Here is a 13403-nt window from a genome sequence, read left to right as displayed (position 1 = left end):
TAAGATAAAGGAACAATTAAAGAGATACCTGCTTATACAGGCATTATTATGGCAAGAATACTAACAGGAGTACAAAGTACAGGAACACCACATTTAGGTAACATCTTAGGGGCAATTTTACCAGCAATAGAAATGGCAAATGATGCTAAAAATGAATCGTTTCTATTTATTGCAAATTTGCACACACTCACCCAAATTAAAGATGCTGAAGAATTAAGAAATCATACGTATTCCGTTGCAGCAACATGGTTGGCTTGTGGTTTAGATATTGAAAAAACCGTATTTTACAGACAAAGTGATATTCCACAAGTTGCTGAATTATCGTGGTATTTAAGTTGTTTCTTTCCGTACCAACGCTTAACATTAGCACATGGTTTTAAAGATAAAGCAGACCGTTTAGAAGATGTCAACGCAGGTTTATTTACCTACCCAATGCTTATGGCTGCAGATATTTTATTGTACGATGCTGAAATTATTCCGGTAGGAAAAGATCAATTACAACATATTGAAATGACTCGTGATGTTGCGTCTCGTTTTCACGCTAAAATGGGTGAAGCTTTTGTTTTACCTGAAGGAAAAATACAGAAAGATGGTATGCTTATTCCTGGAACAGACGGTGAAAAAATGAGTAAGAGTAGAGGAAATTTCATCAATATCTTTTTACCAGACAAAAAGCTACGTAAAAAAATAATGTCTATTGAAACTGATAGTACTCCACTGGAAGACCCAAAAGATTGGACCACTTGCAATTGTTTTGCGATTTACAGTTTATTAGCTTCTGAAACTCAAATAGAAACGATGAAAGCAAATTATGAAGGAGGCAATTACGGTTACGGACACGCTAAACAAGCTCTATACGAATTGGTGGTAGATCGTTTTGAGACACAAAGAGAACGTTATCATTATTATATGAATAATCTCGACGAAGTTGATGCAGCCTTGGCTAAAGGCGCTGCAAAAGCTAAACTTGTAGCCGATGACGTTTTACAACGAGTAAGAGAAAAAGTTGGTTATTAGAACTAATTCAGGTCTTACATGATTTGTGGTGACTGAATTGAAGTCAAAATCAAAACATGAAAGGCCTTTATTTTCTATATTATCTCAAACAACTTACCTGGTAAAGGACGCACAACACCTTTCAATTCCATATTAAGAAGCAATCCTGCTAATTTATAAGTTGGCATTTCGCACCGTAATGCAATAACATCTAATAATTCCTTATTATTCTCCTTTAGGAAATTATAAATTATTTTTTCGTCGGGTTCCAATTCTACAAATAGTTGTTGTTGTATGGCTGGTTTCTTATCGGATTCCAACTCCCAATTCAGCATATACGGTACATCTAACGGATTAGATAATAAATGGGCTTTCTGGAATTTTATTAAATTATTACAACCTACGCTTTGGCTGTCCGTGGTTCTACCTGGTACAGCAAAAACTTCCCTATTATACGAATTGGCAATATCAGCTGTAACCAAACTACCTCCTTTTTCGGCAGATTCTATAACGATTGTAGCTTCACTGAGTCCTGCAATAATACGGTTCCGTTTTAAAAAATTGTTTCTATCAAAAGTATCCGCACTCCAAAAATCGGTATAAAATCCCCCATGGTTTTCAATATTAGCAACATACTTTTTATGCACTTTAGGATAAATTTGGTTGAGACCATGTGCCAAACAGCCTATGGTTTGTAAGTTATGTTTTACGGCAGCTTTTTGTGCCGTAATATCTGTTCCGTAAGCAAAACCAGAAACTATAATTGGGTTAAAGGATGCTAATGCTTCTACCAGTTTTTCACAGAATGCAATGCCGCTCGTTGTGATTTTCCGAGCTCCCACAATACTAATAATACGTTGCTGTTTTATATTAATATTTCCAGATTGAAATAATACAATCGGACCATCAATGCAATGTTTTAGGCGTTCGGGATACGTATCTTCCGTAAAATAATGAGTTTTGATGTTATTGTCTTTTATAAATTTCAGTTCCTCTTCGGCTTCATTAATATGGTTTTTATCAAAAAGCCCTTGAATCGTTATCGTACCGATACCATCAATTTTTAAAAGTTTAGATTTCTTTTCAGTTAAAACCGCTTCCGCTGATCCACAATGATTTATTAATTTTTTAGCAGTGGTCGCGCCAATTTTAGGCACATGTTGCAATGCTAAAGCATAAATAAGCTGTTGATCGGTCATTGAATAATAGGTTTTTGAAGAATTAAATCGTCTGTATACGAATATAATTATTTAATTTTGAATGGGTTCGGATTATATATGGTTCTCAACCTCTTCAAAAGAAACTGTTGGAATATTTGAAGTTATACGTATTTTAATAGTCACAAAATTCAACGGGAAAAATAATTGTGTATGCTTTGTATAAAACAGCTTACTTAAAAAATTTTATATTGAGAATCCTTGGTAAATCAATTACATAGATAAATATAAGTTTCTATGTTAATAACTAAACGGAACTAACCTCTATTCAGCAACAAAAATTTATAACTTTGCGTTACTATGCAGTTAGAGACTTACATTAGCGACCTATTATACCGTTACGATTGTGTTACCGTTCCTGAATTTGGAGCATTTTTAACACACCGTGTTTCAGCCACAATACACGAAACCACACATACATTTTATCCACCAAAAAAAGCGTTGTCGTTTAACGAGCAATTACAGCAAAATGATGGGTTATTAGCCAATTATATTGCTGAGGTAGAAAAAATACCGTACGCAACGGCTTTAAATAGAATCTCAAAACAGATTAAATCGATTAAATCGTATTTGGTGGAAGGTGAAACTATTCAGCTTAAAAATATTGGTGAATTGGTGCTAAACACTGATGGAAAAATACAATTTGATCCATCTAGTCATGTTAATTATTTAACTGATTCTTTTGGTTTATCACATTTTACATCTTCGGACATTACGCGCGAAGTTCTTAAAGAAACCGTTGAAACTGTAGAAGAAACTGCTCCGATTACATTGACACCAGAAAAACGTGCTAATCGTAATTGGTTTAAATATGCTGCTGCAGCTGTAGTTTTACTAGGACTTGGTGGTTTTGGCGCCGCAACGTACTACAATAATTCTATTGAAAATCACAATCAACTAGCGCAAGAACAAGCCAACGACAAACTCGATGCTAAAGTACAAGAAGCAACTTTTGTAATAAGCAACCCTTTACCCGCTGCGACGTTATCTTTAGAAAAACAAAGTGGAAACTACCACATTATAGCTGGTGCTTTTAGAGTAGAAGCCAATTCTGAAAAAAAAGTAAAACAATTAAGGAGTCAAGGATTTAAAGCACGAAAAATTGGTGCAAATCGTTATGGTTTGCATGAAGTAGTTTATGCAAGTTTTGAATCGAGAGGTGAAGCACAACAAGAACTTTCTAAAATTCGTCGTGAACATAACCGTGATGCTTGGCTGTTGATAAAGCGACTTAAGTAAAGATTTGATTCGATTTTACTAATTTTCACTAATCTTTGCTAAAATATACGGTGATTTTTTTTTGACATGGATTTCACGGATTTTCATAGATGCGTAACGTTGATATGGCCGCTTAGTATAATACATTTTAGGCGATCCGTAAAAATTCCGATGGCTACATTAGACTGTTCAAGAGGATAGTTATAAATATTTCCTTTAAATCTAAAAAATCAAACTGAGCCTAAGACTCAATTTAGCACTTTTCACTTAAAATAGCACGTCTTCATCCCAAAATCCCATTATCTTTGCACAAATTTTAAAAAAATATATGCAATCAAGAACCGCATTTCAGTCTAAAACCATTGTTACCGATTTAGTTCTACCGAGCGAAACCAATCCTATAAATAATTTATTTGGTGGTGAGCTATTGGCCCGTATGGATAGAGCTGCTAGTATTTCTGCCCGAAGACACTCAAGACGTATTGTAGTAACCGCATCAGTAAACCATGTGGCATTTAATAGATCTGTACCTTTAGGAAGTGTGGTAATGATTGAAGCCAAAGTATCACGAGCATTTACTTCATCAATGGAAGTTTATATGGATGTTTGGATTGAAGATAGAGAGTCTGGAGAATGTATTAAAGCCAACGAGGCCATTTATACTTTTGTAGCTGTGGATGAAACTGGCCGACCTGTAAAAGTACCAGAATTACTGCCTGAAACTGATTTAGAAAAAGAACGCTTTGATGCCGCCTTGCGAAGAAAGCAATTGAGCTTATTGTTGGCTGGAAAAATGAAACCAAACGAGGCTACGGAGTTGAAAGCACTTTTTGAATAAGTTTTAAAATTTAGCTAGCCATGGTTCTGGATTCATTACTTGATCGTTTTTGTAGATTCTAAAACCTAACAAGGATTCGCCTTTAATCTTATTAGTAAATACTTCTCCAATAATTTGACCTGCCGTGACTTTATCCCCTTTTTTAACATGAACTTTAGACAAGTTCATATAGACACTAAAATAAATACCGTGTCTAATAAACACCGCTGGATTACCATTTTTAATGACCAAAACTCTGGTTACTTCACCACTAAATACAGACTTTACTTCTGATTTGTCTTCAGTAGCAATATAAATACTTTTATAGTTTTGGGTTACGGCATTATCTACTAAAGAGCGTTGTTTTCCATATTTCACTTTTACCACACCTCTAGAAACAGGCCAGCCTAATTTTCCTCTATTAGATTCAAAATTCGACGACAATGCTTTGGCTTCTGGTGTTAATACAAACTTTCCTTTGGAAGTGGATGTGCCGGTTTTCTTATTTTCAGCTGCAATCGTTTCTTTAATTATTCGATTGATTTCTTTATCTAAACGAGCAGCTTCTTGCTCTTTCTGTTTAATTTGAGAAGCGAATTTGCCCATATCAGCCTTTATAGATGCCATTAAAACTTCACGTTGTTTTAATTCACCTTCTAATTCTCTTTTGGCTATTCTGTTCTCCTCAATAAGTTTTTGCTTGTCCTCTTTTTGCTTCGATAATTGAATGTTAAGCTCTTGTAATTCTTTAGTTTTGGTCTTAATGGATTCACCCTGTTCTTTCTGATAGTCTCTATATTGTTTGATGTATTGCAGTCGTTTATAAGCTTGTTGAAAATTGCTTGAAGACAATAAAAACATTACTTTACTCTGTTCCGATTTACTTTTATATGATTTTACAACCATAGCGGCATAATCATCTTTAAGCTCTTGTAATTGTGTTCTGAGACTTGTGATTTCTGTTTGATTCGCGTTGATTTCCCTTGTGAGCAAATTGGCTTGTTCGTTAGTAATTCTAATTAGGTTTTTTCTAACGTTTACCTTATAATTAATATCCTCAATGAGTGTAATTGCTGATTTTTCCTCTTTCTTTTTAGTGAATAATAAAGCATTAATTTGCTTCATCTCCTTTAACACCTGCTGACGTTGTTGCTCGAGTCTCTTTTGCTTATCGCTTTGTGCAAAGAGTGAAGTGTAGGACATTACAAGTCCAAATAATAAAATAATATAAAACCGATTTTTAATCATTCTTTGATTTCAATTTCTTTATAACCTGCCGGAATATTAAACGGAAAACGCACATCACCATTCAGAGATACCGATTTAAAATGCAAGGTAATTGTTACTTGGTCGGTATCATCTACAGCGATAATTCGAATATTTTCTGGTATAATTTGTTTTTTTACTTCTTGATACGACGAATAATCGACTTGTAACATACGTTTTTTAAGCTGTTGTTGCAGTTGTAAGCTATCCATTTTAAAATGCGAAGGATTTATTAAATAGAATAATTCCATGAGTGCATCCTGATCTTTTGGACTTAGAGCATAAGAATTACCATTAACATTAACCTGATGCTGCGCGTCTTTTAAATCATAAATCGATTGCCCTAACAGAATGTTTTGCACTTTTAAAAAATCGAGGTCGACGCCAACAACATCACTTAATAATTTATAATCACCATCAAAATATTCATTGTCTAGTTTATTATAGAATCTAACTTTCTCTGGCGTAATCATCATACGAGCCATACCCAAAGTGGCACTTAACCATATCACTTTATCTTTTTCCATACGAAGACTAAACGTGTGGCCTTGCTCTTTTTCTCCTTCAATGAGATCTATAGAAACTCTTGCCGTCATAGTCTTAAAATCAGCCTTATGCTTTTCATGCTGTTTTATCACTTGTTTTGCAGACAGCTTATCACTTGCTACACCAGATTCTATAACACTTTTAGTGGAACTACAGCTCACTGTCAACACAATGAGTACTGCACTAACTATAACTTTTCTATTTAAATATACTTGAGATAATGTCATTTACTTTTGTGACTTTAAGACCTTTGCCTTTTTAGCAAACGCTTCAGATTTACTAATATTATTTAAAGCTTTGTATGCAATGCTTAACTCAGAATAAAAATCGGCTTCCATATTAGGGTTGTCAATTAAGTAATCGAGTCCCATTTCTAAATTATCGATGGCTTCTTGGTGTTCCCCCAAGTTGTTACGTGCTACTCCATTTGTTAAGTATAAAATAGGCTGTGCTGGGTACAACTCTAAGGCTTGTGTGCTATCACTAATAACAGCTTTATAATCTTTTATATCTATTTGCAATAACAACACATCCTTTATAAGTTTAAAGTTATTAGGATCTTGCTTTAATGCGGCTTTAAAATTAGACAGCGCTTTCGCCTTATCACCTGCTTTTAAATAATAATGTCCCAAATCGCTATGCGTTTGCGCATCTTTATTGTCATCTATAAGTGCGGTAATATCAATTAAATTTGATTCGTACTCAGGATTTTTAGCCACAAAAGCCACAAAATCTTTCAGAACTTTTGCTTTGGCGTCTGCATTTATGGTTGGACTCGTTAATATTATTTTCACCGAATTGATAGCTTCCTGGATTTTTTCATCTTGAAGATAAAACTTGTAGAGCGCCAAATGCACAAATTTTGAATCTGGCTTCACTCTTAATAAGTTTTTAGCGGCTTTATACGCGTTTTTATGATCACCTGTTTGGCTATATCTATATATTAATTTTAAGTGATTATCCTCATTATTAGGATTGTTTTCAATACGTTGTTCCAAATTCTCGATTCTATCGTCTGCATTACCTGTAATGCTGTATATATCATTTCGCATAGCATCTCTAGACTCACTTAAACCGAATTCTGCATCTAACTCATCTAATAAATCTAAAGCTTGTTTGTAATTTTCTTCGCGTACATAAAGCGACGCTAAATCCTCTTTATAATCCGGATGATATTTAACCAACTGTTTAATGGTCTTCAAAGCATTTCTAATATCGTCTTGTTGAAAATAGACATCATAAAGCTCATCTAAAAACCATACATTATCGGGTTGCATGTCTATAGCTTTTTTTAAATTTTCTTCTGCTGCCCCGAAGTTTTTAAGCTTATTATAATTTTTACCCAGTTCAAAATAAATGACTGGTTTTTTGCTATCTAGATTCAAACATTTGTGAAGGGACTCAACTGCCCGATCATAATTCTCGATGCCTTTTTGCTTTAATGCTTCGAAAAAATGCTCTTGAAATTCGTCTTCAACATTTCCCAAATCATCATCTGGACTTTTATTGAAATCGACTTGAGCATAACTCGTCTGCGGAACTATTAATGTTCCGAAGAAAAAGAATAATATCAAGATCAGTTTTTTATTCACTCGGTAGTTGCTTTAACAAGTCTTCAATCATTTCAAATTTTTCTAAAACCTCAAACGTTTCACAAGTTTCTCTCATTGTATCTCTAAAATGATTAACCTCTTCTGGTAGATTTTCTCCAGCATTATCAAACGTGTTTTTATCTGGCCATTGTGCATAAGCAAAGAAATTTAATGCATCTTTTTTGTGCAATCTAGAGCCTAAACTTCCTTCGTATTTATAAATTAATTCTGTTAAACCTTTCCAAGCTTCGATGAATTTTTCTTCTTGGTTGGGCTTTATTACGATATTGTATAAAACTATATACATGCTGGTTAGGTCCCATTTCTAAAGTTATTCCGAAAATAATTTGAACTTAATAGTTTGTAAACAATTCATCTCAATCTTCGATTAATGCTTTATATATTTAGACTTGTATCTTGAGAAGTTTTAGGTTCTGAGTTAAACTTGAACTAAACTTCATTGGATTCCCGCTTTTGCGGGAATTTATTCTATAGTCGTATAATCACCTATACTAATCTTAGTAAACTCGCCATTATACTTTACATGATTACCAATCATAGCTTCGTCTAAATTAGCATTTTTAATACTTGTTTGGTTTTGTATTAAGCTATTTTTAACGCTTGAATTTTCAAGTGTACAATCTTTTCCGATTGAAACGTTAGGGCCAACGGTTGTATTTTTCAATACGGTACCTTTACCGATATAACACGGTTCAATTACTTTTGAGTTGTCTAAAACCACGGATTCATCAATTAATTGTTCTTCATTATCTGCGGATAAAAAGCCCAACATTTTAGCATTGGTTTCTAAAGTAACAGTTTTGTTTCCACAATCCATCCATTCATCAACTGTACCTGTTTTAAATATTTTGCCATCAGCCATCATGCGCTTTATACCATCGTTGATTTGGTATTCACCACCATTCATTACATTTTCATCTAATACTTCTTGTAATTTTTCTTTTAGAACGGCCACATCTTTGAAATAATATATTCCGATTACTGCTTGGTCGCTTACAAATGTTTCAGGTTTTTCAACCAATTCAACAATATTTTGATCAGCATTTAATTTTACTACCCCGTAGGCTTCTGGGTTTGCAACGCATTTTGTCCAGATTACACTATCTGCGGTAGGGTCTAAATCAAATTCAGCCCTAATCAATGTATCAGCATAAGCAATTACAGCAGGTCCTGATAAAGATGGCTCTGCACTCATTATGGCATGCCCGGTTCCTAAAGGCTGATTTTGTCTGTAAATGGATGCTTTTGCACCCAAGCCTTCAGCAAGTTCTGTTAAACTTTCCACCACATCATCTCCAAAAAATGCTGGATCACCTAAAACAAAAGCAATTTCTTCGATTGGTTGTTTTAAAACTTTGGCTATATCCTTCACCAAACGATGTACTATCGGTTGCCCTGCAACTGGGATTAATGGTTTTGGTACGGTTAAACTATGTGGTCTAAGACGAGATCCTCGTCCTGCCATTGGTACTATTATTTTCATATTACTGTCCGCGAAAGCGGGTATCTTTTAGATTCAACTATATTTCCGTATTTACAGAAATCTTTTTAATTTTTTCTTAATTTATTAAAAGTTAGATTTCAATTAGTTCTTGAATCAGAATTCTAATATCTAACTTCTATACATCTTTTAAATTGGTTTACACAATCTCCAGCTTTATTACCATTTATTAACGTATTAAAACACCATAACTTATACCTTACCGTAAAGGACTTTAGATAAGCTTTCAATGTATATGTCTTTACGCTGTTCTCAATAGTATTAGTTGCACCGGTATAGGTTAAACTACCCCTGTGCTCCCAAAGCCACCTTCACCACGATCAGTTTCGGACAATTCTATAGCATCTACCCATTCTGCACGCTCGTGTTTTGCAACAACCAACTGTGCGATGCGCTCACCATTGTTAATTTCAAAATCTTCGTTAGAAAGATTGACCAAGATCACTCCGATTTCGCCTCTATAATCAGCATCGATAGTTCCAGGTGCATTTAAGACTGTAATTCCTTTTTTGGCAGCCAATCCGCTTCTTGGTCTTACTTGAGCTTCTGTACCAATTGGTAATTCAATAAATAAACCTGTGCCAACAATACTGCGTTCTAATGGTTTTAAGATTCTAGATTCTGATAAATTAGCACGTAAATCCATACCAGCAGAAGCTACAGTTTCATAGTGTGGTAAATCGTGTCTTGATTTGTTTATTATTTTTATTTTCATAACATTTCCCTCGAATATTGGGGATCTGATTTTAATTAAACATTGGTTTTTTAAAATGCCTCGACTGTTCTAACGCTAACCAACTTAGCATTAGCGCCTACTAAGGCCGAAAAGCATCATCAACACGCGTGCGCTCAATAAGTCAAAATTCTTATCGTTTCAACAATTGTTTTAATTCCTTCTTTTCAAGTAAAATAACTAATCCCAAAAATACAATTATCATTGTAATTCCGAGAATATATTGCTCTCGATATCGATAGAAAAAGAGAAATGAAAACGATATAGATATCGTAAGGTATAGGCCTATTTTTTTCAAATTATAAGGAACTGGATAATATTGTTTTCCAAAATAAAAAGATAGCAGCATCATTATTGAATAAGCTGAGAGCGTTGCAATAGCTGAACCTTTAAATCCTATAATCGGAATTAAAACATAATTTAAGACTAAGGTTATAACGGCGCCAAGTATTGAAATATAAGCCCCAAATTTTGTACGATCCGTAATTTTATACCATACTGAAAGGTTATGATAAATACCTAAACAAAGATTTGCCAATAGAATGAATGGCACAATCCACATCGCTTCGTAATAAGCTTCACTTCTTATAATAAACGGTTTTAATACATCTGCAAAAACGACTACTGTTAATAAAATAACTGACCCCAAAGCCACAAAATATTCTAAGATTTTAGCATAGTTTTTTTGCGGATTATTAGTATTAGAATGACTAAAAAAGTAAGGCTCTATACCTAACCTAAAGGCGGTTGCAAACAATGTCATGAATAAAGCGAGTTTGTAGCAAGCGGAATACATGCCTATATTCTCGTCTGCGACCTCTGGTGGTAATAGGGATTCCAACAAAATTCGGTCGAAGGTTTCATTTACAGAATAAGCTATACCTGCAATGAGAACAGGCATGGCATATTTCATCATTTTTTTCCATAAATCGGTATCGAATTTGAAAGTGATTCGAGCATAGAACGGCAGTAATAATGCTAAGGTTAATCCACTTGCGATTAGATTAGAAATAAAAATGTAATTAATTTGATAATCTTGAATATAAAAACTGCTGAAAAATGAACTGCCCTGAGCTAAATCTTTTAAATATAATAACAAAAAGATATTGAGCCCAAGATTAACAGCTACATTAAATATTTTAATAATGGCATAGCGCATTGGTCTTGCTGTGGCACGCAACCAAGCAAATGGTATTATAACCAAAGCATCTAAAAGTAGAATGATAAAGACTAAATTGAGATATTTGAGATCGATGTTTATGAGTGTTGAAATCTGATCTCTAAATAGAAAAGCAATGGCTAATAATGCAAAAGAACTTAAAACTAGGGAGATTGCCGATGTGCTTGTCACTTTTTCTTGGCTTGCCTCTTTGTTGAAAAACCTAAAAAAAGCGGTTTCCATACCGTAAGCCAAAACCACATTAAAAAGCACAAAATAAGCGAATATAAATGACACACGTCCATACTCTTCAACCGATAAAACAGAAGGATCTGTGTAAAGTGGCACCAAAATAAAACTCAACATTCGTGGCAATACAGTCGCTAAGCCATATATAAATGTCTGTTTAAAAAGTGATTTGAATCCGCTCAATTGTTTAATTTTTCAACGCTAAAAATAACTATATATTGCTAGCAAACAAAGTTGATTACTATCAATCTCTAGTGAGGTAAAAAGGTAGATGCGACACATCTTTTACGTGCTTTATTTTATTGTATAATTTTATACTATCATGTTTATAGGTGACAATACATTCATCTTCTCCTAACTGGGCATAATATTTAGACGCTTCAATAGAATTATTTATATTGAATTTAGAATTCTTGTAAAATCTACCTATAAAATAATTGATTTCATCATGATGCCAAGTGGTAAGCTTTGCTGTCATATTTTTAAAATATACACTATCTAATTCAACATTTTCAGGATTATATTTAATTGGTATCAATAAATCAAATCCAGAGGTATTTTGATCATCTAAAATCCAATTTTGGTATGTAACATCGTAGGTTGATATCTTTGAAAGTTCGCTAACGTGTTTTTTTGAAACACATTGAGAACACAACAGTAAAATTGTAATGTACAATAAGGTCTGTATAACTAATGACTTCATCTTTAAACTATTTTAAAATTCAATTCATTAAAAGTAATAAACACATTGTTCGTTTTGTGGATTAAAACAAAAAAGCCTTGCGTTTTAGGCAAGGCTATATATTATAAATTTAAAGCACTAGTTTTCAACCATGTCATCATCGAGAGCAGCTAAACCAGTGGAGGTCTCAGTTTGGTAAATTGTAGGTGGCCCGTTTTCATAATAAGTACCCGCAACTTCATTGATAGTTGAAATTTTAAAATACTTTACAATGTCATTCTCTATATAACTAATAATACATTCGTCATCCTTGAGCGTAAATGGATAATCCGCGGGTTTTTCTGATTTTCTAAAAGTATAATTTCTAGATTTGTTTTTGAGTGTTGCAAAATATCGGCCATCTTTTTTACTCAGCTGACCTTGAAGATTTCTGAAATAGATTTCATTTATTTCAACATTTTCAGCAAGATCGATAATTGGAAGAAAAATGTTTATTCCTGTACCTCCCACTTTAATTCCTGCATACCACTCTTGAAAATATACATGATTCACCGTAAATGGTGCTCGAGTCTCTATAGTAGTTACCGTTGTGTTTTGTTGGGCGGTACAAGGAAATGAGATACCATAAATCACTGCAAAAATTAGGGCGTAGGTTGCCTTTTTAAGTAATTTCATTTTAATTTAGGTTTAGATTTGGTAGACCAATATAGCTAAAAAAAATATTTTTATCTTTTAAAAACATATTTTATCGACGAAATACAACTTAGACTTAATAAAATGACTATTCCTATTTTTTTTCATTATGTTAAGCAATTACAGCCGATGATGTGTTTTCGTAAACCGAAAGAGGTCCGTTTTCGTAATAAGTTCCTTCTACTATATTAACCTGTGCAACCTTAATATATTTTGTTTTGCCATTATCAATGTAGCTAATTGCACATTCAGCATCATTTAAGGCAAAAGGATAGACAATACCTTTTTCACCTTTGGTAAAAATATAATGTGGTGAATCATTTTTTAGCACGGCAAAATACCTGTCATCTTTTATAATAAGTTTTCCTTTTAGATTTCTGAAATATACACTGTCTATAATAGTGTACTTAGATTTATTGACAATTGGAACAAAAACATTAATCCCAGTACCGCCAACTTTAATACCAACATACCATTCTCGAAAAGAAACAGAACTAACGTTAAACGTGGTTGGTTTTTCGAAAGGTTGTTACTTGATCTTTTGAACTAGAACATTGAAAAGTGAATAATATAACGAATAAGCAAGCTAGCCTTGTGTGGAATCTCATTGTATTAAAGGTTACGATTTGAAAGCCGATATATATTAAGAACCAATTTATCCTTCAAAGCATATGTTTTAATTAGATGTAATGTATTTATTTATAAGAATATAA

The 13403-nt window shown here is 33.5% G+C and carries 14 protein-coding genes; 3 read left to right on the top strand and 11 right to left on the bottom strand.

Annotation, left to right across the window (positions count from 1 at the left end; genetic code table 11):
* The first annotated feature begins 48 nt into the window (after positions 1–48).
* Positions 49–1017, top strand: a complete 969-nt coding sequence (gene trpS, locus QMA06_RS02820; RefSeq protein WP_290205334.1) for a tryptophan--tRNA ligase — start codon at positions 49–51, stop codon at positions 1015–1017.
* A gap of 74 nt (positions 1018–1091) precedes the next feature.
* Here trpS and dprA read toward each other — a convergent pair whose 3' ends face one another.
* Positions 1092–2195 (bottom strand): DNA-processing protein DprA, encoded by a 1104-nt coding sequence (dprA, locus tag QMA06_RS02815; RefSeq protein ID WP_290205333.1) that lies wholly within the window; start codon positions 2193–2195, stop codon positions 1092–1094.
* 318 nt (positions 2196–2513) lie between these two features.
* Here dprA and QMA06_RS02810 point away from each other — a divergent pair, with 318 nt between their 5' ends.
* Both QMA06_RS02810 and QMA06_RS02805 read left to right on the top strand, forming a co-directional pair.
* Positions 2514–3452, top strand: a complete 939-nt coding sequence (locus QMA06_RS02810) for an HU domain-containing protein (RefSeq protein WP_290205332.1) — start codon at positions 2514–2516, stop codon at positions 3450–3452.
* A 307-nt stretch (positions 3453–3759) separates the two neighbouring features.
* Positions 3760–4269: an acyl-CoA thioesterase gene (locus QMA06_RS02805; RefSeq protein ID WP_290205331.1), complete on the top strand. Its 510-nt coding sequence runs from the start codon at positions 3760–3762 to the stop codon at positions 4267–4269.
* 3 nt (positions 4270–4272) lie between these two features.
* Here the strand turns inward: QMA06_RS02805 and QMA06_RS02800 are convergent, their stop codons facing one another.
* The 10 genes from QMA06_RS02800 to QMA06_RS02755 all read right to left on the bottom strand — a co-directional run bounded on the left by QMA06_RS02800 (position 4273) and on the right by QMA06_RS02755 (position 13021).
* Entirely contained in the window at positions 4273–5496 is a 1224-nt protein-coding gene (locus QMA06_RS02800) for a murein hydrolase activator EnvC family protein (protein ID WP_290205330.1), read from the bottom strand.
* Positions 5493–6287: a DUF4292 domain-containing protein gene (locus tag QMA06_RS02795; RefSeq protein WP_290205329.1), complete on the bottom strand. Its 795-nt coding sequence runs from the start codon at positions 6285–6287 to the stop codon at positions 5493–5495. Before QMA06_RS02795 ends, QMA06_RS02800 begins: the two co-directional genes overlap by 4 nt.
* A complete protein-coding gene (locus QMA06_RS02790; protein ID WP_290205328.1) occupies positions 6288–7652 on the bottom strand; it encodes a tetratricopeptide repeat protein in 1365 nt (454 codons plus the stop codon).
* Positions 7645–7959, bottom strand: a complete 315-nt coding sequence (locus QMA06_RS02785) for an antibiotic biosynthesis monooxygenase family protein (RefSeq protein WP_290205327.1) — start codon at positions 7957–7959, stop codon at positions 7645–7647. The genes QMA06_RS02790 and QMA06_RS02785 overlap by 8 nt, the downstream gene beginning before the upstream one ends.
* Positions 7960–8136: 177 nt before the next feature.
* A complete protein-coding gene (locus tag QMA06_RS02780; RefSeq protein ID WP_290205326.1) occupies positions 8137–9156 on the bottom strand; it encodes a sugar phosphate nucleotidyltransferase in 1020 nt (339 codons plus the stop codon).
* A 298-nt stretch (positions 9157–9454) separates the two neighbouring features.
* Positions 9455–9889: a dUTP diphosphatase gene (gene dut / locus QMA06_RS02775; protein WP_290205325.1), complete on the bottom strand. Its 435-nt coding sequence runs from the start codon at positions 9887–9889 to the stop codon at positions 9455–9457.
* A gap of 151 nt (positions 9890–10040) precedes the next feature.
* On the bottom strand, positions 10041–11498 hold the full coding sequence (locus QMA06_RS02770; RefSeq protein WP_290205324.1) for an oligosaccharide flippase family protein: 1458 nt from the start codon (positions 11496–11498) through the stop codon (positions 10041–10043).
* 61 nt (positions 11499–11559) lie between these two features.
* A complete protein-coding gene (locus QMA06_RS02765) occupies positions 11560–12018 on the bottom strand; it encodes a hypothetical protein (RefSeq protein ID WP_290205323.1) in 459 nt (152 codons plus the stop codon).
* A 117-nt stretch (positions 12019–12135) separates the two neighbouring features.
* Positions 12136–12672, bottom strand: coding sequence for a hypothetical protein (locus tag QMA06_RS02760; RefSeq protein ID WP_290205322.1), 537 nt, complete (start codon positions 12670–12672; stop codon positions 12136–12138).
* Between the two features lie 130 nt (positions 12673–12802).
* Positions 12803–13021 carry a hypothetical protein gene (locus tag QMA06_RS02755; protein ID WP_290205321.1) on the bottom strand — a complete coding sequence of 73 codons (219 nt, stop codon included), beginning with the start codon at positions 13019–13021 and terminating at the stop codon, positions 12803–12805.
* Positions 13022–13403 lie beyond the last annotated feature (382 nt).

The organism is Winogradskyella bathintestinalis, from assembly GCF_030407435.1.
Lineage (GTDB): Bacteria > Bacteroidota > Bacteroidia > Flavobacteriales > Flavobacteriaceae > Winogradskyella > Winogradskyella bathintestinalis.
This window is presented reverse-complemented; position numbering and strand designations above follow the sequence as displayed.

Excerpts from the sequence above, each read along its gene's own strand:
- trpS (WP_290205334.1), top strand. The coding sequence starts at position 49 with ATGGCAAGAATACTAACAGGAGTACAAAGTACAGGAACACCACATTTA.
- dprA (WP_290205333.1), bottom strand. The coding sequence starts at position 2,195 with ATGACCGATCAACAGCTTATTTATGCTTTAGCATTGCAACATGTGCCT.
- QMA06_RS02810 (WP_290205332.1), top strand. The coding sequence starts at position 2,514 with ATGCAGTTAGAGACTTACATTAGCGACCTATTATACCGTTACGATTGT.
- QMA06_RS02805 (WP_290205331.1), top strand. The coding sequence starts at position 3,760 with ATGCAATCAAGAACCGCATTTCAGTCTAAAACCATTGTTACCGATTTA.
- QMA06_RS02800 (WP_290205330.1), bottom strand. The coding sequence starts at position 5,496 with ATGATTAAAAATCGGTTTTATATTATTTTATTATTTGGACTTGTAATG.
- QMA06_RS02795 (WP_290205329.1), bottom strand. The coding sequence starts at position 6,287 with ATGACATTATCTCAAGTATATTTAAATAGAAAAGTTATAGTTAGTGCA.
- QMA06_RS02785 (WP_290205327.1), bottom strand. The coding sequence starts at position 7,959 with ATGTATATAGTTTTATACAATATCGTAATAAAGCCCAACCAAGAAGAA.
- QMA06_RS02780 (WP_290205326.1), bottom strand. The coding sequence starts at position 9,156 with ATGAAAATAATAGTACCAATGGCAGGACGAGGATCTCGTCTTAGACCA.
- dut (WP_290205325.1), bottom strand. The coding sequence starts at position 9,889 with ATGAAAATAAAAATAATAAACAAATCAAGACACGATTTACCACACTAT.
- QMA06_RS02765 (WP_290205323.1), bottom strand. The coding sequence starts at position 12,018 with ATGAAGTCATTAGTTATACAGACCTTATTGTACATTACAATTTTACTG.
- QMA06_RS02760 (WP_290205322.1), bottom strand. The coding sequence starts at position 12,672 with ATGAAATTACTTAAAAAGGCAACCTACGCCCTAATTTTTGCAGTGATT.